Raw genomic sequence first — 17,892 nt, 5'->3', positions numbered from 1 at the left:
CCTCGTACAGCTCAGTACGCCTCAGTGCGCGCGGCCCCCGCGTCTCATCGCCAGGGCTACGAACCCGGCCCCGACCGCCAGGAAGCCCGTCCCGCCGATCACGTACGGCGTCGTGTTCGGGCCGCCCGTCTCCGCGAGCCGCGGGCCCTCGGCCGTGTGTTCCTGCCCGGCCGCGCCCACGCGGCCCTCGTCGGTCGCGTTCGCGGACGGGACGAACCAGAGAGCGAAGAGCAGCGCCCCGGCCGTCGTGGCGGTCAGCAGCGGGCGTCGTGCGACGGACACAGAGATTCGATCCCCCTTGCGGAAACCGCGAATTGGCAGCTGCCGACGATGCTAATGAACACAGCGGGTCGGATGAAAGTCGAGCGCCCCGGCGGCCTACGCTCCGTCGTATGAGCACTTCCGAGACATCACGTTATGTACGGCTTCGGGTGGAAGTCGTCCTGGAGATCACCGGCTCCGAGGAGCTGACCGGCGCGGCCCTCGGCCGGATCGACACCGACGAGTTCATGCCGGAGGAGGAGCGCGTGCACGCCCGCTCCGCCGTACGCGAGGACAACGCCGAGGCGCTGGCCTATCTGATCGAACCGTTCGACCTGGTCAGCGAGGTCCCCGGGATCGAGCTCGTACAGGCCTCGTGGAGCAGCGAGGAGGTCGACCACGACCCCGATGCCCAGGAGTGGGACCTCGACGAGGAAGATGAGGTGGACGAGGACGAGGACGAGGACGAAGACGAGCGCGCGGAAGACACGGAACGGGTCTGACAGGTCTGACGGGGGCGCCACACCCCCTCGAAGCCCCGGTACGGCCTTCCGTACCGGGGCTTCGCCCTGTACGGGACCGCGTTCGAGAAACGCATACGGGAACCGAACGCTCCGTGCGTACGTGTTGATCAGTGGCGTTGCCCACAAACTCCCCGCTCGCGGAACCGGGCAGGGTCTCATGGATGTTCAGACGAGTGACGAGTGTTGGCAGGGATTCGGCGACGATGGAGAAGCGTGTGATGACGGACAGCAAGCGCCGGAGGAGCCTGGCGGCGGCTGCCGCGGTGCTCAGCGGCGTATTGGTGCTCTCGGCGTGCAGCGACGGGGACAAGAGCGGCGCGGCCGATCCCTCCAAGTCGGACCAGTCACAGGCTCAGGTCGACGAGGCCGCGGCGCAGAAGACGTCGAAGGCCCAGATAGCCATCTCGCCGAAGAACGGTGCGGCCAACGCGTCGATCAACAACGACGCCAAGGTCTCCGTCACCGAGGGCACGCTGACCGAGGTCACGCTCACCACCGCCGAGGGCACCCCCGTCAAGGGTGAGATCGCCGCCGACGGCAAGAGCTGGAAGCCCACCGGGGCCCTCAAGCGCGCCACCGTCTACAAGCTCTCGGCGACGGCGAAGGACGCGGACGGCCTGGAGGCGCACGAGAACTCGTCCTTCACCACCGTCTCGCAGGCCAACAGCTTCATCGGCAACTTCACCCCCGAGGACGGCTCCACCGTCGGCGTGGGCATGCCGGTGTCGATCAACTTCAACAAGGCCATCACCGACAAGGCCGCCGTCCAGGGCGGCGTCAAGGTGACCTCCAGCACCGGCCAGGAGGTCGTCGGGCACTGGTTCAACTCCCAGCGCCTTGACTTCCGCCCCGACGACTACTGGACCGAGGGCTCGACGGTCACGCTGAAGCTGGACCTCGACGGCGTCGAGGGCGCCAAGGGTGTCTTCGGCGTCCAGCAGAAGACCGTGACCTTCAAGATCGGCCGGAACCAGGTCTCCACCGTCGACGTCGCGACGAAGACGATGACGATCAAGCAGGACGGCAAGACGGTCAAGACCATCCCGATCTCCGCCGGCTCCCCGGAGAACCCGACCTACAACGGTCAGATGGTGATCTCCGAGAAGTTCAAGGAGACCCGGATGAACGGCGCCACCGTCGGCTTCACCGACGACGACGGCAAGGGCGAGTACGACATCAAGGACGTCCCGCACGCCATGCGCCTGTCCACCTCGGGCACGTTCATCCACGGCAACTACTGGGGCCCGGACTCGATCTTCGGCTCCGCCAACACCAGCCACGGCTGCGTGGGCCTGAACGACGTCAAGGGCGCCGGCGACCCGAACCAGATGGCCGCCTGGCTCTACGACCACTCGATCGTCGGCGACGTCGTCATCGTCAAGAACTCCAAGGACAAGACGATCGCCCCGGACAACGGCCTCAACGGCTGGAACATGAGCTGGTCCGCCTGGAAGGCCGGCTCGGCGGTCTGATCCGACCGGTACGCGTCTGTGAGAACGGCGGCCCCCTCCCGTGTGGAGGGGGCCGCCGTTCTTCGTACCGTCCCGTTCCCGCTATCGGACGGCCGGCTCGTCCACGCCCCACTGCGCGAGCAGCCGCAGGGCGTCCGCCGAGGCCGTCCCCGGCTCCGCGTGGTACGTCACCAGCATGAGATCCGGGTCCGGGCCCGCGACCCTCAGCGACTCGTACTGGAGCGTCATCTCGCCCACCAGCGGATGCCGCAGCCGCTTGCTCCCGTGCCCCTTGTCGGCGACCGTGTGCGCCGCCCACAGCGAGCGGAACTCCTCGCTCCGTACCGACAGTTCGCCCACCAGCTCCAGCAGCGCCGGATCCTCCGGGTAGCAGCCCGCGTACAGCCGCAGCACGCTCACCGTCTCGGTCGCCTTGCAGTCCCAGTCGATGTACAGATCGCGGGAGTTCGGGTCGAGGAAGAGCATCCGCGCCATGTTCCGCTCGCGCGGCTCCCAGGTCGCGAAGTCGCCGATCAGCGCCCGGGCCATCCGGTTCCAGGCGAGGATGTCGAGGCGCCGGCCGACGACGAAGGCCGGGACGGTCTCCATCGAGTCGAGCAGCTGCCGGAGGCCGGGCCGCACCTGCTGGGGCCGGGCGATCGTCGCCCGGTGATGCTTCTTCTTCGCCGTCGGCTTCGCCAGGTGCGTCAGATGCGCGCGCTCGGAGTCGGTCAGCCGCAGCGCCCGCGCGATCGAGTCCAGGACCTCCATGGACACGTTGCGCCCGTTGCCCTGCTCAAGGCGCGTGTAGTACGCGACGGAGACCCCGGCCAGCTGCGCCAGCTCCTCCCGCCGCAGGCCCGGTACGCGGCGGTGGCGGCCGTAGTCCGGCAGGCCCACGTCCTCCGGCTTCAGCCGGGCCCGGCGCGAGCGCAGGAATTCGCTGAGTTCGGCACTGAGATCCATGCGACCCGATTATCCCAGGTCGTCCCTGCGGACGGCCAGGTGTTCCTGTCCCTGCCAGTGGTAGGCACGCTGGTCGTAGGCAGAACAGAGGGCTGGGTGGCGGCTCCGTACTTCGGCACGGTGGTGCCATGACCACGAGCGCCACGACCACCGCGAACCTCGCCACCGACACTGTCGCCGCCTACGCCGCCCCCGCCGCGCACGCGCCGCTGGAGCGCACCACCGTGCCCCGCCGCCCCGTCGGCGCGCACGACGTGCTCATCGAGATCAAGTACGCCGGCATCTGCCACTCCGACATCCACCAGGCCCGTGACGGCTGGGGCGAGGGCATCTTCCCGATGGTGCCCGGCCACGAGATCGCCGGCGTCGTCACCGAGGTCGGCACCGGCGTCACCCGGCACAAGATCGGCGACCGTGTCGGCGTCGGCTGCTTCGTCGACTCCTGCCGCGAGTGCGAGTACTGCCTGCAGGGCCTGGAGCAGTACTGCACGGGCGGCGGCATGGTCGGCACGTACAACGCCCTCGGCAAGGACGGCGAGCCGACCTACGGCGGCTACTCCACCCACATCGTCGTCGACGAGAACTACACCCTGCGCATCCCGGACGGCATCGCACTCGACGAGGCCGCTCCGCTGCTCTGCGCCGGCATTACCCTCTACTCGCCGCTCGCCCACTGGCAGGCGGGCCCCGGCAAGAAGGTCGCGATCGTCGGCCTCGGCGGCCTCGGGCACATGGGCGTCAAGATCGCCCACGCGCTCGGCGCCGAGGTGACCGTGCTCAGCCAGTCGCTGAAGAAGCAGGAGGACGGCCTCAAGCTGGGCGCGGACCACTACTACGCCACCAGCGACCCGGCGACCTTCACCGAGCTGGCCGGTACGTTCGACCTGATCGTCTCCACCGTCTCCGCCCCGCTCGACTTCGGCGCCTACCTCGGGCTGCTCAGGACCGACGGCGCGCTGGTGAACGTCGGCGCCCCCGAGGAGCCGATCTCGCTCAACCTGTTCCCGCTGATGCTCGGCCGCAAGACGCTCGCCGGCTCGGCGATCGGCGGCATCGCCGAGACCCAGGAGATGCTGGACTTCTGCGCGGAGCACGGCCTGGGCGCCGAGATCGAGCTGATCCGCGCCGACCAGATCAACGAGGCGTACGAGCGGGTGCTCGCGAGCGATGTGCGGTACCGCTTCGTGATCGACGCGTCGACGATCTGAGGAACTCGGGCCTCGGGGCCTGCGGGCCTGAGGAGTTGAGGACCTGAGGGCCTGAGGGCCTGAGGGCGTGCCGGGGCATGACGTACGAGGTAATCGACCCCGTACGGCATGCCCCGGCACCCTTGCGTCATGACCGCATACGCCCTCGCGAACCTGACCCCGCAGCCTGGCATCCACGACGACGTCCTCACCTACATGGAGCGCGTCCAGTCCACGCTCGACCCCTTCGGCGGCAGCTTCCTCGTCCACGGCGCTCCCGAGCGGGAGGTCCGGGAGGGCGCGTGGCCCCAGGACCTCGTCCTCGTCTCCTTCCCGTCGATGGACCACGCCCGCCGCTGGTACGACTCCGCCGCGTACCAGGAGCTGATCCCGCTGCGCGCCCGGCACATCCCGGGCGACCTGCTGCTGATCGACGGGGTCGCCCCCGGGTACGACCCGGCGACGACCGCCGCGATGCTGCGCGCAGCGTCAAGCCGTACGGCCTGAGCGGAGCTCAAGACGGGTCCCGCCGAAGCCCGCGCGGAACCGGTGGTCGTGCGAGACCGCGACCACCGCGCCCTCGAAGGCGGCCAGGGCCGCCTCCAGGTCCTCCACCAGGGAGAGCGCCACGTGGTTGGTCGGCTCGTCCAGGACCAGCAGGTCGGCGGGGTGGGTCACCAGGCGGGCCAGCTCCAGGCGCCGCCGCTGGCCCACCGAGAGCCGCGCCACGGGAACGGTCAGGTCCTCCTCCCGGAAGAGCCCGAGCGCGAGCAGCTCGTCCGCGTGCTCCTCGGGGAGACCGGGGCGGCCCGCCGCGTACGCCGTGAGCAGCGGCTTCGAGGACGGTACGGGCGGCAGCTCCTGGGCCAGGTACCCGACCCGGGCGGACCGGACGACGACCGTGCCGCTGTCGGGCCGCAGGTCCCCGGCGAGGACCCGGAGCAGGGTCGTCTTGCCGGCCCCGTTGGGCCCGGAGACGAGCAGCCGGTCGCCCGCGGAGACCCGCAGCTTGTCGAGCCGCAGCCGGTCGCCGACGACGATGTCGGCGAGCTCGGCGAGCACGCGCCGTTCGCTCTCGATGTGGGCCGTCGTCGTGAACGCCGCCCGGAACCGCAGGGGCTCCGGCGGGGGCGGCACCGGAGACGTACGGAGCTGTTCGAGCCGGGTCCTGGCCGCCCGTATCTGCCCGGACAGCTTGTTCTCCGACGAGCGCCGGTGCTTGCCGAAGCCCTGCCGGGGGTCCTTGCCGGAGCCCGCGAGCCGCTGCCCGGCCGCCGCCACCAGCTCCTCCGTACGGGCCAGCTCCTCCCGCCACTCCTCGTACTCCTGGGCCCAGCGGCGCAGGGCCGCCGCCTTCGCGGCGCGGTAGCCGGACCAGCCGTCCCCGTACCGGCTCACGGCCCGCGTGTCCCGGTCGACCTCCAGGACGGTCGTCGCCATGCCCTCCAGGAAGGCGCGGTCGTGGGTGACCGCGACGACGGTGCCGCGGTGGGTGCGCAGCCGTTCCTCCAGCCAGCCGGCGGCGGCCCGGTCGAGGTGGTTCGTCGGCTCGTCGAGCAGCAGCAGTTCGGCGCCGGAGGCGAGGACGCTGGCGAGGGCGAGCCGGGACTGCTCGCCGCCGGAGAGCGTGCCGACGGGCCGCTCGTACGGCACGTGGCCGAGACCGAGCCCGTGCAGCGCGGCGTCGACGAGAGCGTCGGCCTGGTACCCGCCCCGCTCCTCGTACCGCGCGGCCAGCTCGCCGTACGCGGTGAGTTCTTCGGCGGTCGCGGAGCCGAGCGACTCCTCGGCGGCCCGCATCTCCCGCTCCATCGCGCGGAGTTCGGCGAGCGCCGCGTCGATCGTGTCGCGCACGGTGTGCTCGGGGCCGACGCCGAAGGTCTCGGCGAGCGTCTGGGCGAGCCGGGCGACGCCACCGGGGAACCGGACGGTCACCCGCCCACTGTCGGGCCCCTCCGCCCCGGCGAGCAGCCGCAGCAGCGTGGACTTGCCGGACCCGTTCTCCCCGATGACGGCGGCTCTCTCGCCGGGGCGCACGGAGAACGAGATCTGTTCGAGGACGGAGCGGGTCCCGTAGGACTTGGAGACGTCATGGACGGTCAACTGGGCGCGATCGCGCATGGGATCTTTCCCTGGGGTGGCGGGTTCGTTCGGGCCGGGAGAGGGGACACCGGGACCACCACTGCCGCGCCCGAGGGGCGCCGGATCAGCGGGTCAGACCGTGTCCACGGCCGAAATCAGAGAAAGAAGTAGTACGAACCCATGCGATCGAGTGTAACCAGAGCACCCACGGCCGGGGCGGCCCTTTTCGGGGACGCCCCGGCCGTGCGCTGCCTCAGGGGACTACCCGGCTACTCGGCCTTCGCGACGCCGATCGGGCAGGAGACTCCCGTGCCGCCGATGCCGCAGTAGCCGGCCGGGTTCTTGTCCAGGTACTGCTGGTGGTAGCCCTCGGCCGGGTAGAAGGTGCGGCCCTCGGCCGGGAGGAGCTCCGTGGTGATCGTGCCGTAGCCGGAGCCGGTCAGGACCTTCTGGTACGCGGAGCGGGAGGCCTCGGCGGTCTCGGCCTGGGCGGGGGAGTGGGGGTAGAGCGCCGAGCGGTACTGGGTGCCGACGTCGTTGCCCTGGCGGAAGCCCTGGGTCGGGTCGTGGGACTCCCAGAAGAGCTTGAGCAGCTGCTCGTACGAGACCTTCGCGGGGTCGAAGACGACCCGGACGACCTCGGTGTGGCCGGTGAGGCCGGAGCAGACCTCCTCGTACACCGGGTTCTCCGTGAGGCCGCCCTGGTAGCCGACCAGGGTCGTCCAGACGCCCTCGGTCTGCCAGAACTTGCGCTCGGCGCCCCAGAAGCAGCCGAGGGCGAAGTCGGCGACCTCGAGCCCCTCGGGGTAGGGGCCGAGCAGCGCGTTGCCCAGGACCGTGTGGCGCTCGGGCACCGAGTACTCGGGCTCGGGACGGCCCTTCAGCGCCTGCTCGGGCGTGGGGAGGACGGGGGTGCGTGACAGGAACATGCGGCATCTCCTCGACGGTGGGCGTTACGCACAACGCCCGGGGGCCGGGAGGGATTCCCCCTCCCGGCCCCCGTCCCTGGTCACCGTCGCGCCAAGACCGATCAGTCGGTGGCGTGCACCTGGCGGACCGCGTAGTCACGGACGTTCAGGTACCGGTCCCGCGGATCGCCCGAGTACGTCCACGGCGCGTGGCCGATCCAGCCGTCGATCAGCCGGAACTGCTCCACCGCCTCCTCGTACCGGTCCTGCCAGTACAGGAACCACGCCAGCAGGTGCCGGACCCGTACCGTCCGCGGGTCGTCGGGCGCCGCGGCGGCCACGTCGGCCAGGGCCGCGTCCACCGCGGCCACGATCTTCGGCTCCTTCAGCCAGACGTCCGGGTCGATGTCGCTCTCGTGCTGCTCCTGCTCGAAGTACGCGTACAGGGGCAGCATCGAAAGCAGCTCGCCCGGCGCGCCCTTCGCGGCGGCGGCCAGGGCGAACGCCTCCGCCTCCTCGTGCGAGCCGCTCCACTTGGCGCACCAGTACTGCAGGGCACCGGTGTGCGGGTTCAGGGACGTCGTCGTCCGCTTGGTGATCTCCGCCCAGAGCTCCTCGTACCGCTCGTTCGAGTAGCCCAGGCCCATCGCCATCGGCTGCTCGATCATGTACGGGAGGGGATCGGCGGGGTCGGCGAGACGGGCCGCCTCGTGCGCGGCCTCCTGGGCCTTGGCCAGCAGCTGGTGGAAGACCCGGAACTGCTCCCGCGTGGTCTGGTTCGCCCGCTTGCTCCCGCGCACGTTCCACGCGACGAGCACCGACGCGTCCGCGTTGACCTGCGCGGCGACCGGGTCGCCGGGCCGGGCGGCCTGCCACTCCAGGAGCCAGGCGTCGTCCGTGGCGGCGAGCTCGGCGAGGGCGCGGATCCGCTCCCAGCGCTCGTCCCAGTTCTGGCCGCCGGCCGCCTCGATCCAGGCGGCCCCGGCCTCCCAGTCGCCCGCCTCGACCGCGGCCAGGGCGGCGGTCCGCTCCGCCGTCGGCGGCGCGGCGAGCTCGGTGTTCAGCTCGTCGCCCGGTACGAAGCCCCGCGCGACGACCGCCCGCGCGGCCTCGGCCTCGTCGGCCTCGCGCGAGGCCTCCAGCTGGGCGACCTCGGCCTCCAGGGCCTTGGCCTTGCGGATGTAGTACACCCCGCGCAGCACGTAGCCGACGACGAACAGCAGCAGTGCGCCGAGCACCGAAAGGAAGATGATCACGAGGCAAGCACCAGCTTTCGCAGCGGTTCGGTGTCGGGGCGGTCGGCGACGGCGGCGTCCAGGGCCAGCGTGAGCTGGTCCTCGAAGCCGCCCTCGGGGTAGCGGAGGTAGGCGGAGTCGGACCAGGACAGCGCCCAGCGGGTGGTGCCGCGGGCCGTCAGCTCGACGGAGACCAACTGGTTCAGGACCCGCCGGACCACCGGGCGGGCGAACTCGCGGGCCGCCCGGCCGGTCGCCGCGGCCGCCTCCTCGGACTTCGGGAAGCGGTCGGCGATCCGCCACAGCACCGCCGGGTCCGCCTGGACGGCGTCGAGCAGCGCGGGCAGCGCGGTCTCGGCGGAGCCGCCCGTCTCGGCGGCCACGGCCTGCCGGATGCCTTCGGCGCCCTCCTCGATCATCCGGGTCATGCTCCGGTGGACGAGCTCCTCCCAGTCCACCCGGGTCAGCGCCAGCGCCTCCGGGGTGAGCATGACCCGCTCCAGCGCGGTGAACGCGCCCACGGGGTCGGAGAGCAGCTCCAGGGACGGGCGGTCCGAACCCTGCGGGTCCGTCGCGTCCGCCGGCAGCGCCTCGATCCGGGCGACCCGGTCGGCGAGCGGCGGGTGGGAGTCGTACGGGTCCTGCTCGGTGGGCAGGTCCTCGCGCAGCTCGCCGAACTCCTCGGCGCGGGCGGGCAGCAGGTGCCGGAAGCCGCCGAAGACCTCGCCCTCGCGGGGCATGAGGCCGACGCCGGTGCCGATGACGGCGTAGCAGCGGAGGTAGAAGTCGTAGGCGGGCCCGAGGACGTTGATCTCGCGCAGCGCGGAGGCGTAGGCGTCCCGGCCGACGATCCGCGCGGCGGCGAGGTCGGCGGCCAGCTCCTGGCGGCGCCCGATGGAGCGGGTCGCGCGCAGGTAGAACTTCGCGTAGGCGGTGTAGATCTTCGCCATCGCCTTGTACGTGACACCCGAGCCGGTGGTGTTGATCTCCTTGGCCTTCTTGCCCTTGGTGACGCGCCGGTCGGCGGCCTTCTCCTGCTTGGCGCGCTCCTTGGACACCTTCTTCGCCGCGCGCTCCTCGAAGTGCTCGATGGTGCGCGTCAGCTGGAGGTGACCGCGGCGGATGAGCGGGGTAAGGCGGGTGTCGGAGTTGCTGTAGTGGCCGAGCTCATGGCCCAGCACACCGCGCAGTTGGCGCTCGTCCATGCCGGACATCAGCGGCAGACCGAGCAGCAGGGTCCGCTTTCCGCCGCGCAGACCGAAGAGCTTGGCCTCCTCGGCGACGGCGGCGTTGACCTTGTCGACGAGAAGGATCTCGTCCGGTGCGCGGGTGCCGACCTGCTCGGCGAGCTCACGCACGGTCCGCCAGAGCCGCGGCTCCTGGGCCTCCGTCACGCGGATGCCGACGGGCGGCTCCGGGGCGGGCGTACGGAGCATGAACATGCCGCGCACGATCGGGACGGCGAGGACCACCGACACGATCAGGATCTTCGCGGCGAGAGCGCCGGCGGTGAACTCGAACGCGAGGTAGTCCAGGACGCCGAGAACGGCGAGCAGGACGAAGCCGAGCAGGTAGAACCCGGCGAGAAGAACGAGCGCGCGGAAGGCGCGCAGATATGGGCCCATCAGGTCGGGATCCCCCCCAGGGATATGACGGGTGGTTCGATGGTGTGGTCCGCAGGGTGGTGCGGAACCGGATGAGTATGCACGGTGGCCGAAAAGCAGTGGTCGGCGGGGCTGCGGCGCCGGTGCGCGGGTGCCCGTCACGCGGAACGGCCCGCTTCCGAGGAAGCGGGCCGTTGAGCGAGTGAAGTGGGTGGGTGGCGTCAGCTGCGCAGTGTCGCCGGGCTGCCGCCGTTCGCCTCGTAACCGGCCACCGCCAGGTTCCGGTACACCGTGTACTCCGCCGCCGGGTCGCCGTTCAGCGTCCACGGGAGGGCGCCGATGTGACCGTCCACGTGGACCAGCTGGTCCATCGCCTCCGACCAGCGCTCCGCGCGGACCAGGAAGAGGACGAGCAGGTGCCGGACGTGGGCCAGCATCGGGTCGTCGGAGCGCGCCGAGTGGACCGCGTACAGCGCGCCCTCCATCGCCTTGCGCACCACCTCGGTCCGGAAGAAGTCCTGGACGAGCACGATCTCGGGCAGGTGCTCGTAGACCGCGAACAGCGGCAGCGCGGCGAGCAGCGAGCCCTGCGGGGCGCGCGCGGCGGCCGCCGTCGCGAAGCGGTCGGCGTCCTCACGCGAGCCGTGCCACTTCTCGCACCAGTAGTGCAGCGCCGCCAGGTGCGCGCCCATGTGCTGCGGCGCCCGGTCGATGATCTTCGCCCAGACCTGGTCGAACTCCTCGTGGCTGTAGCCGAGTCCCCGGGCGACGGTGAGCTGCGTGATGTACGGGACGGGGTCGCCGGGGGCGAGCAGCGCCGCCTCCTCGCTCGCCTTCTTCGCCTCTTCGAGGATGATCCGGAACTCGTCCGTGCCGGTCGAGGACGAGCGCCATGCCTGCTGGACCAGGAACTCCGCGTGGACCTCGGCCCCGCCCGCGTCCTTGGGGTTCTCCGCCCGCCAGGCCCGCAGCCAGGCCCCGCCGACGCCGGGCTTCTGCTGGAGCTCGAGGGAGGCCGCGCCCGCGAACGCCTGGACGCGCTGCCAACGGAGCTCGCCCTCCTTCCCCGTACCGGCGAGCAGCTGCGAGGCCGCCCGCCACTCCTGGGTCGCCTGGACCACGTCGAGCACGTCGAGCAGGTCGCGGTCGGGCCCCGGCATCCGTACGTCCTGCTCCTCCTGGCGCAGGAAGCCGTACGCCTCGGGGTCGGCGGCGTCCGGCGAGCCGGGCGCGACCTGACGGATGCCGACACCGGACCGGCGGCGCCGCACGGACAGGGTCACGACAGTGACCAGCAGAGCGGCGACCATCAGGAACCAGAGAATCTCCATGTGTCCATTGTCCAGGACACTCCCCGAGACGATGGGCGGCGGGCCCCCGCCCTCGGGACTACGCTCCTGAGTCATGAGCGACGAGCACATCCACCAGAGCTTCGAGACCCGCGCGATCCACGCGGGCAACACCGCCGACCCGCTGACCGGCGCGGTCGTCCCGCCGATCTACCAGGTGTCCACGTACAAGCAGGACGGCGTGGGCGGGCTGCGCGGCGGTTACGAGTACAGCCGGAGCGCCAACCCCACGCGCACCGCGCTCGAGGAGAACCTCGCGGCCCTGGAGGGCGGCAGGCGCGGTCTGGCCTTCGCCTCCGGTCTCGCGGCCGAGGACTGCCTGCTGCGGACGCTGCTCGCGCCCGGCGACCACGTGGTGATCCCGAACGACGCCTACGGCGGCACCTTCCGGCTCTTCGCCAAGGTCGTCCAGCGCTGGGGCGTCGACTTCTCCGTCGCGGACACCTCGGACGTCGAGTCGGTGCGCGGCGCCGTCAACGACCGTACGAAGGCGATCTGGGTCGAGACCCCGTCGAACCCGCTGCTCGGCATCACCGACATCCCCGCGGTCGCGGCAGTGGCGCGGGCGGCCGGCGCGAAGCTGGTCGTCGACAACACCTTCGCCTCGCCCTACCTCCAGCAGCCGCTGGCGCTCGGCGCGGACGTCGTCGTCCACTCGCTGACGAAGTACATGGGCGGCCACTCGGACGTCGTGGGCGGCGCGCTCGTGACGGCCGACGAGGCGCTCGGCGAGGAGCTGGCGTACCACCAGAACGCGATGGGCGCGGTCGCCGGGCCGTTCGACTCGTGGATCGTGCTGCGCGGCATCAAGACGCTGGCGGTACGGATGGACCGGCACAGCGAGAACGCGACCAAGGTCGCGGAGATGCTGACCCAGCACCCGAAGGTCACCCAGGTCCTGTACCCGGGTCTGCCGGAGCACCCGGGCCACGAGATCGCGGCCAAGCAGATGAAGTCCTTCGGCGGGATGATCTCCTTCCGGGTCGCCGGCGGCGAGGAGGCGGCGGTCGCCGTCTGCAACCGCGCGAAGCTCTTCACCCTGGGCGAGTCCCTGGGCGGTGTCGAGTCGCTGATCGAGCACCCGGGCCGGATGACGCACGCGAGCGTGGCCGGCTCCGCCCTCGAAGTACCGGCGGACCTCGTCCGGCTCTCGGTGGGCATCGAGAACGTCGAGGACCTGCTGGCGGACCTGCGCCAGGCGCTGGGCTAGGACGTACCGGGCCGGTACGTGCCGCAGCCTGACCGGGCCCCGCCTCAGGGCGCCCGGTCAGGCGGCGACCTTCTCGTCCTCCAGGCTCTCGCGCACCATGGCGCGCAGCTCGGGGCTGTCGGAGTGCCCGTGCACCGAGATCGCGTGCTCGGTCGCGGCCCGGACGACTTCCTCTTCCTCACCGGTGATGGTGAGCGTGCATCCCATCACGCTGGGTTCCTTGCGGCAGTCGGCGACTTTCCTGGTCATGACGACCTCCTCGGCTCGCTCGCCTGCTCCTTCCGGTCCTTCCAGCCTAGGACCGCCGTCACCAGCCTTCGAGCGGTGGCGTCGTCTCCGCGGGGCCCTGCCAGGGCTCGACGACCGACGCCCACACCACGAACACGAGTACGGCCGCGAGCAGCAGCGCCCACAGGGCCCTGCGCAGCGCGCGGTCTCGGTGCAGCAGCCGGTTCCCGCGCTCGACGGCCCGGGCGACCAGGTCCGCGGGGACCTGCGGATGCGGGGCGTCCAGCATCCGCCGCACCTCGTCCTCCCTGTCCTCGTACCGGCTCACGAGGCGAGCCTCCCGCCCGGTCCGCCGCCCTGCCCGCGCCGCCGGTCCCGCAGGGCGGACACGGAGCGGGCGCAGACGGCCCGTACCCGGTCCTCGGGAAGGCCGAGCAGGGCCGCGGTCTGCTCCTCGGCCACGCCCTCGTACAGCCGCAGTACAAGCACGAGGCGTTCCTGCGGGGTGAGCGCGGAGAGGATGCCGCCCCGGCCGCGGTGGTGGCGCCAGGCGGTGCGGGCGAAGCGGGCGGCGAGGTCGGCGCGGGTGCGGTCGTACGGGTCCTCGCCGCGCAGCCGGTCCCACTGGGCGTAGGTGTGGGCGAGGGAGGCGGTCAACAGGGCCTGGGCGTGCGGGTTGTGGGACCGGGTCTCGGCCGTGAGCAGCGTCGCGGCATGCAGGAGCCGCCCCGCCGCCCCCGCCACGAACGCCTCGAACTGCCGGGTGCGGAATCGGGGTTCGCCCGTCCGCGCGTCCTGCCGATCTCGCACGTCCTCATATGAGGACAGGGGAGGGCAGGGGTCAAGAGGCCGGCGGCAGGCGATCCACCGGACGGTCCGTCAGGAGGCCCGCCGGGAGGTCCGTCGGGATGTCCGTCAGGACGTGGCGGTGGGCTCCGTGCCGGTGGCGGGCGGGAGGCCCGACTGGCGGGCGGAGAGAGCCGAGTTGAAGCGGGTGAGCAGGGTGCAGAAGGACTCGCGCTCCGCCGCCGTCCAGCCCTCCGTCACCTGCGCCATCAGCTCGCGGCGCGAGGCGCGGACCTCCTCCAGGCGGGCCAGGCCTCGCGCGGAGAGCTGGAGCACGACCGCGCGCCCGTCCTCCGGGTGCGAGGTGCGCTTGACCAGGCCGGTGTCGACGAGCGGGGCGACCTGGCGGGTGACGGTGGACGAGTCGATTCCCATGCCGGCCGCGAGCGCCTTGACGCCCATCGGGCCTTCCTGGTCGAGCCGGTTCAGGAGCAGGTAGGCGGCGCGGTCCATCGAGTTGCGGAGCTGCCCGGTGCCGCCGAGGCGGGTCTGTTCGGCCCGGCGGGCGAAGACGGCCACCTGGTGCTGGAGGGCATCGAGGAGACCGGGGTCAAGCTCAGTCGTCATGTCCTGAGATGTGGGCATGGCTGTGGGGGCTCTCTCGTGCGGTGGTCGGTTGGTGGGGGACAGAGTACGCGGACCCACGGGGGTGCGTACCTGCGCTGCGCAAACCGGTATCGACGACCTTTTCCCGGGCGGCCACGGGGCCCGTGAGCTGCGAGACTTGCTGTCATGAGCTTCCGTAGGCCAGACCCCTTGCACCCGCTGATCCTCGACGATGTCCGCGGAGCGCAGAAGATGTTGTCCGGGGTGGCCAGGGTGACCGCGATGGAGGGCAGCCGGTACCTGTCGTCGCTGGTGGGGGCGCCGGTGCACCTCAAGTGCGAGAACCTTCAGCGCACCGGTTCGTTCAAGCTGCGCGGAGCGTACGTACGGATCGCGGGGCTGCGGCCGGAGCAGCGGGCGGCCGGGGTGGTCGCCGCGTCGGCGGGGAACCACGCGCAGGGGGTCGCGCTCGCCTCCGCGCTCCTCGGGGTGCGTTCGACGGTCTTCATGCCGGTCGGCGCCCCGCTGCCGAAGGTGGCGGCGACGCGCGAGTACGGCGCCGAGGTGCGGCTGCACGGCCATGTCGTGGACGAGACGCTGGCGGCGGCGGAGGAGTACGCGGCAGAGACCGGCGCGGTCTTCATCCACCCCTTCGACCACCCGGACATCATCGCGGGGCAGGGCACGGTGGGCCTGGAGATCCTGGAACAGTGCCCGGAGGTACGCACGATCCTGGTCGGCGTGGGCGGTGGCGGTCTTGTCGCCGGGATCGGGCTCGCGGTGAAGTCCGTACGCCCCGATGTGCGCGTGATCGGCGTGCAGGCTGAGGGCGCGGCCGCCTATCCGCCGTCGCTGGCCGCCGGGCACCCGGTGGCGATCGAGTCGCCGGTGACGATGGCGGACGGGATCAAGGTGGGGCGGCCGGGCGACGTGCCGTTCGAGTTGGTGAAGGAGTACGTGGACGAGATCCGTACGGTCTCCGAGGACGCGCTCTCCACGGCGCTGCTGCTCTGCCTGGAGCGGGCCAAGCTGGTGGTCGAGCCGGCCGGGGCGAGCCCGGTGGCGGCGCTGCTGAGCGACCCGAAGGCGTTCCGGGGGCCGGTGGTGGCGGTCCTGTCGGGCGGGAACGTGGACCCGCTCCTGATGCAGCGGATCCTGCGCCACGGCATGGCGGCGGGCGGCCGCTATCTGAGCCTGCGGCTGCGGGTGACGGACCGGCCGGGCGCGCTCGCGACGCTGCTCGCGGTGCTTACGGTGGTGGACGCGAACGTCCTCGACGTGAGCCATGTGCGCACCGATCCGCAGCTCGGTCTGACGGAGGCGGAGGTGGAGCTGCAGTTGGAGACGAAGGGTCCGGAGCACTGCCGGGAGGTGGAGGCGGCGCTGCGGGACGCGGGGTACGTGGTGCTGCCGTAGGGAGTGGGGGCGGGCCGGAGAGGGGGGCCCGATTTTGCTTCTTCCCAGGTCTTGTGATATCGCGATGTATCGCGATAGTGTGTGGTCTCCGTCACAAACCCATGGGGCGGCTCCCGCCCTTCAAACCTAAACTTGGGTGGAAAACGCCCAAATCCCCTGGGAGAACCCACATGCCAGGCGCGATCTACGCCGAAGGTCTGGTGAAGACCTTCGGCGACGTACGAGCTCTGGACGGCGTGGACCTCGATGTACCCGAGGGCACGGTCCTTGGCCTGCTCGGCCCGAACGGCGCGGGGAAGACGACCGCCGTACGCGTGCTGACGACGCTACTCCAGCCCGACAGCGGACGGGCCGAGGTCGCCGGAATCGACGTGCTCAAGCACCCCAACGAGGTCCGCCGCTCGATCGGCCTGTCCGGCCAGTTCGCGGCCGTCGACGAGTATCTGACCGGCCGTGAGAACCTCCAGATGGTCGGCAGGCTCTACCAGCTGAACGCCAAGCAGGCGAAGGTCAGGGCGGGTGAACTGCTCGACCGCTTCAACCTCGCCGACGCGGCCGACCGCACGGCCAAGACGTACTCCGGCGGTATGCGCCGCCGCCTGGACCTCGCCGCCGCGCTCGTCGTCTCCCCGCCCGTGATGTTCATGGACGAGCCGACGACCGGGCTCGACCCGCGCAACCGGCAGCAGCTCTGGGAGGTCATCCAGGAGCTCGTCGCGGGCGGTACGACCCTCCTCCTCACCACCCAGTACCTGGAAGAGGCCGACCACCTGGCCCACGACATCTGCGTCATCGACCGCGGCAAGGTCATCGCGCGGGGTACGTCGGACCAGCTCAAGGCCCAGACGGGCGGCGAGCGCGTCGAGGTCGTCGTCCACGAGCCGGGGATGATCCCGGGCGCCAAGGACGTCCTCGCGCGCTACGGCCTGGCGGGGATCGGCCACACCGAAGTCTCCGTCGAGGACCACACCCGCAAGCTGACCGTCCCGGTCGCCGGCGGCGCCAAGCTGCTCGCCGAGGTCATCCGCGACCTGGACGCGGTCGGCGTCGAGATCGACGACATCGGTCTGCGCCGCCCCACCCTCGACGACGTCTTCATCTCGCTGACCGGCCACGCGGCCGAACTGACCGAGGGGAACGGCGAGAACAGGGAAAGCGGCGGTCCCTCGGGCGGCTCCTCGGGCGGCTCCTCGGGCGGCGCGGTCCAGGACCGCAGGCCGGCCCGGAAGGAGGGGGCGCGATGAGCACCCTGAACGACTCCCTGGTCATCGCCCAGCGGAACCTGATCCGTATGACCAGGATCCCGGAGATGATCCTCTTCGGGCTCATTCAGCCGGTGATGTTCGTGATCCTCTTCACGTACGTCTTCGGCGGCTCCATGCAGATCGGCAACAGCACCGACCCGGACGTCTACAAGAACTTCCTGATGGCCGGCATCTTCGCGCAGACCGTCACCTTCGCGACGGCCGGCGCGGGCGCGGGCATCGCGGACGACATGCACAAGGGCCTCATCGACCGCTTCCGTTCACTGCCGATGGCCCGCGGTGCGGTCCTCACCGGCCGCACCCTCGCCGACCTCGTGCAGACCGCGCTGACCCTGCTGGTCCTCGCGATCGTCGCGCTCATCATCGGCTGGCGCCCCGGCTACGCGGAGCCGACCAACTTCGCCAAGGTCATGGCCGGCTTCGGCCTGCTCCTCCTCCTCGGCTACGCCTTCACCTGGATCGGCGCCCTCATCGGCCTCTCCGTCCGCACCCCGGAGGCGGCCACGTCCGGCGGCCTGATCTGGCTCTTCCCGGTCACGTTCATCTCGAACGCGTTCGTGGACTCCAGCAACCTCCCCGGCTGGCTCCAGCCCATCGCGGAGTGGAACCCGTTCAGCGCCACCGTCCAGGCCTGCCGCAAACTCTTCGGCGACCCGGGCGTCTCACCGTCGGACGCGTGGCCGATGCAGTACCCGGTGTGGGCGTCGCTGATCTACTCGATCCTGATCGTCGCCATCTTCCGCACCCTGTCGGTCCGCAAGTACCGGCGCGCGGACGGCTGAGGACACCGATGGACGGCGAGGGCCGGAGGGGC

General features: G+C 71.3%; 19 protein-coding genes. 8 read left to right on the top strand and 11 right to left on the bottom strand.

The features are described from left to right. Positions 1 to 21: 21 nt before the first annotated feature. Entirely contained in the window at positions 22 to 282 is a 261-nt protein-coding gene (locus ACFWRO_RS31820) for an LAETG motif-containing sortase-dependent surface protein (RefSeq protein ID WP_384516435.1), read from the bottom strand. 110 nt (positions 283 to 392) lie between these two features. Here ACFWRO_RS31820 and ACFWRO_RS31815 point away from each other — a divergent pair, with 110 nt between their 5' ends. Further along, entirely contained in the window at positions 393 to 764 is a 372-nt protein-coding gene (locus ACFWRO_RS31815; protein WP_384516432.1) for a hypothetical protein, read from the top strand. Between the two features lie 224 nt (positions 765 to 988). After that, positions 989 to 2,257 carry an Ig-like domain-containing protein gene (locus ACFWRO_RS31810; RefSeq protein WP_384516429.1) on the top strand — a complete coding sequence of 423 codons (1,269 nt, stop codon included), beginning with the start codon at positions 989 to 991 and terminating at the stop codon, positions 2,255 to 2,257. A gap of 81 nt (positions 2,258 to 2,338) precedes the next feature. Here the strand turns inward: ACFWRO_RS31810 and ACFWRO_RS31805 are convergent, their stop codons facing one another. Beyond that, entirely contained in the window at positions 2,339 to 3,202 is an 864-nt protein-coding gene (locus ACFWRO_RS31805) for a helix-turn-helix domain-containing protein (protein ID WP_384516427.1), read from the bottom strand. Between the two features lie 128 nt (positions 3,203 to 3,330). Here ACFWRO_RS31805 and ACFWRO_RS31800 point away from each other — a divergent pair, with 128 nt between their 5' ends. After that, on the top strand, positions 3,331 to 4,410 hold the full coding sequence (locus ACFWRO_RS31800) for an NAD(P)-dependent alcohol dehydrogenase (RefSeq protein ID WP_384516425.1): 1,080 nt from the start codon (positions 3,331 to 3,333) through the stop codon (positions 4,408 to 4,410). 129 nt (positions 4,411 to 4,539) lie between these two features. Further along, positions 4,540 to 4,896: a DUF1330 domain-containing protein gene (locus ACFWRO_RS31795; RefSeq protein WP_384516422.1), complete on the top strand. Its 357-nt coding sequence runs from the start codon at positions 4,540 to 4,542 to the stop codon at positions 4,894 to 4,896. On the opposite strand, the gene abc-f is transcribed toward ACFWRO_RS31795, so the two are convergent. The 5 genes from abc-f to ACFWRO_RS31770 form a co-directional block, all read right to left on the bottom strand. After that, positions 4,879 to 6,510, bottom strand: coding sequence for a ribosomal protection-like ABC-F family protein (gene abc-f / locus ACFWRO_RS31790; protein ID WP_384516420.1), 1,632 nt, complete (start codon positions 6,508 to 6,510; stop codon positions 4,879 to 4,881). The genes ACFWRO_RS31795 and abc-f overlap by 18 nt on opposite strands. Positions 6,511 to 6,740: 230 nt before the next feature. Beyond that, positions 6,741 to 7,400 carry a peptide-methionine (S)-S-oxide reductase MsrA gene (gene msrA, locus ACFWRO_RS31785; RefSeq protein WP_384516418.1) on the bottom strand — a complete coding sequence of 220 codons (660 nt, stop codon included), beginning with the start codon at positions 7,398 to 7,400 and terminating at the stop codon, positions 6,741 to 6,743. Between the two features lie 101 nt (positions 7,401 to 7,501). Further along, positions 7,502 to 8,635 (bottom strand): hypothetical protein, encoded by a 1,134-nt coding sequence (locus ACFWRO_RS31780; RefSeq protein WP_384516414.1) that lies wholly within the window; start codon positions 8,633 to 8,635, stop codon positions 7,502 to 7,504. Then, positions 8,632 to 10,239, bottom strand: coding sequence for a M48 family metallopeptidase (locus tag ACFWRO_RS31775; protein ID WP_384516411.1), 1,608 nt, complete (start codon positions 10,237 to 10,239; stop codon positions 8,632 to 8,634). Before ACFWRO_RS31775 ends, ACFWRO_RS31780 begins: the two co-directional genes overlap by 4 nt. A gap of 200 nt (positions 10,240 to 10,439) precedes the next feature. Next, positions 10,440 to 11,549, bottom strand: a complete 1,110-nt coding sequence (locus tag ACFWRO_RS31770; protein WP_384516408.1) for a hypothetical protein — start codon at positions 11,547 to 11,549, stop codon at positions 10,440 to 10,442. Positions 11,550 to 11,622: 73 nt separating this feature from the next. Between ACFWRO_RS31770 and ACFWRO_RS31765 the strand changes: the two genes are divergently transcribed. After that, entirely contained in the window at positions 11,623 to 12,777 is a 1,155-nt protein-coding gene (locus ACFWRO_RS31765; protein ID WP_384516405.1) for a cystathionine gamma-synthase, read from the top strand. A gap of 57 nt (positions 12,778 to 12,834) precedes the next feature. On the opposite strand, the gene ACFWRO_RS31760 is transcribed toward ACFWRO_RS31765, so the two are convergent. From ACFWRO_RS31760 to ACFWRO_RS31745, 4 genes are all read right to left on the bottom strand, one after another. Beyond that, positions 12,835 to 13,026, bottom strand: a complete 192-nt coding sequence (locus ACFWRO_RS31760) for a DUF1059 domain-containing protein (protein WP_384516402.1) — start codon at positions 13,024 to 13,026, stop codon at positions 12,835 to 12,837. Between the two features lie 58 nt (positions 13,027 to 13,084). Beyond that, positions 13,085 to 13,333 (bottom strand): hypothetical protein, encoded by a 249-nt coding sequence (locus ACFWRO_RS31755; protein WP_384516398.1) that lies wholly within the window; start codon positions 13,331 to 13,333, stop codon positions 13,085 to 13,087. After that, positions 13,330 to 13,815, bottom strand: coding sequence for a sigma factor-like helix-turn-helix DNA-binding protein (locus ACFWRO_RS31750; RefSeq protein WP_384516395.1), 486 nt, complete (start codon positions 13,813 to 13,815; stop codon positions 13,330 to 13,332). Before ACFWRO_RS31750 ends, ACFWRO_RS31755 begins: the two co-directional genes overlap by 4 nt. A gap of 105 nt (positions 13,816 to 13,920) precedes the next feature. Next, on the bottom strand, positions 13,921 to 14,436 hold the full coding sequence (locus ACFWRO_RS31745; protein WP_384516392.1) for a MarR family winged helix-turn-helix transcriptional regulator: 516 nt from the start codon (positions 14,434 to 14,436) through the stop codon (positions 13,921 to 13,923). 147 nt (positions 14,437 to 14,583) lie between these two features. On the opposite strand from ACFWRO_RS31745, the gene ilvA reads away from it, so the two are divergent. The 3 genes from ilvA to ACFWRO_RS31730 all read left to right on the top strand — a co-directional run bounded on the left by ilvA (position 14,584) and on the right by ACFWRO_RS31730 (position 17,860). Continuing rightward, positions 14,584 to 15,813: a threonine ammonia-lyase gene (ilvA, locus tag ACFWRO_RS31740; protein ID WP_384516389.1), complete on the top strand. Its 1,230-nt coding sequence runs from the start codon at positions 14,584 to 14,586 to the stop codon at positions 15,811 to 15,813. A 170-nt stretch (positions 15,814 to 15,983) separates the two neighbouring features. After that, positions 15,984 to 17,057, top strand: a complete 1,074-nt coding sequence (locus tag ACFWRO_RS31735; RefSeq protein ID WP_384516386.1) for an ATP-binding cassette domain-containing protein — start codon at positions 15,984 to 15,986, stop codon at positions 17,055 to 17,057. Further along, the gene (locus ACFWRO_RS31730) at positions 17,054 to 17,860 is read left to right on the top strand and encodes an ABC transporter permease (protein WP_384516384.1); all 807 of its coding nucleotides are present in this window, start codon (positions 17,054 to 17,056) and stop codon (positions 17,858 to 17,860) included. Before ACFWRO_RS31735 ends, ACFWRO_RS31730 begins: the two co-directional genes overlap by 4 nt. Positions 17,861 to 17,892 lie beyond the last annotated feature (32 nt).

Source organism: Streptomyces sp. NPDC058579 (assembly GCF_042718575.1).
GTDB lineage: Bacteria > Actinomycetota > Actinomycetes > Streptomycetales > Streptomycetaceae > Streptomyces.
This window is presented reverse-complemented; position numbering and strand designations above follow the sequence as displayed.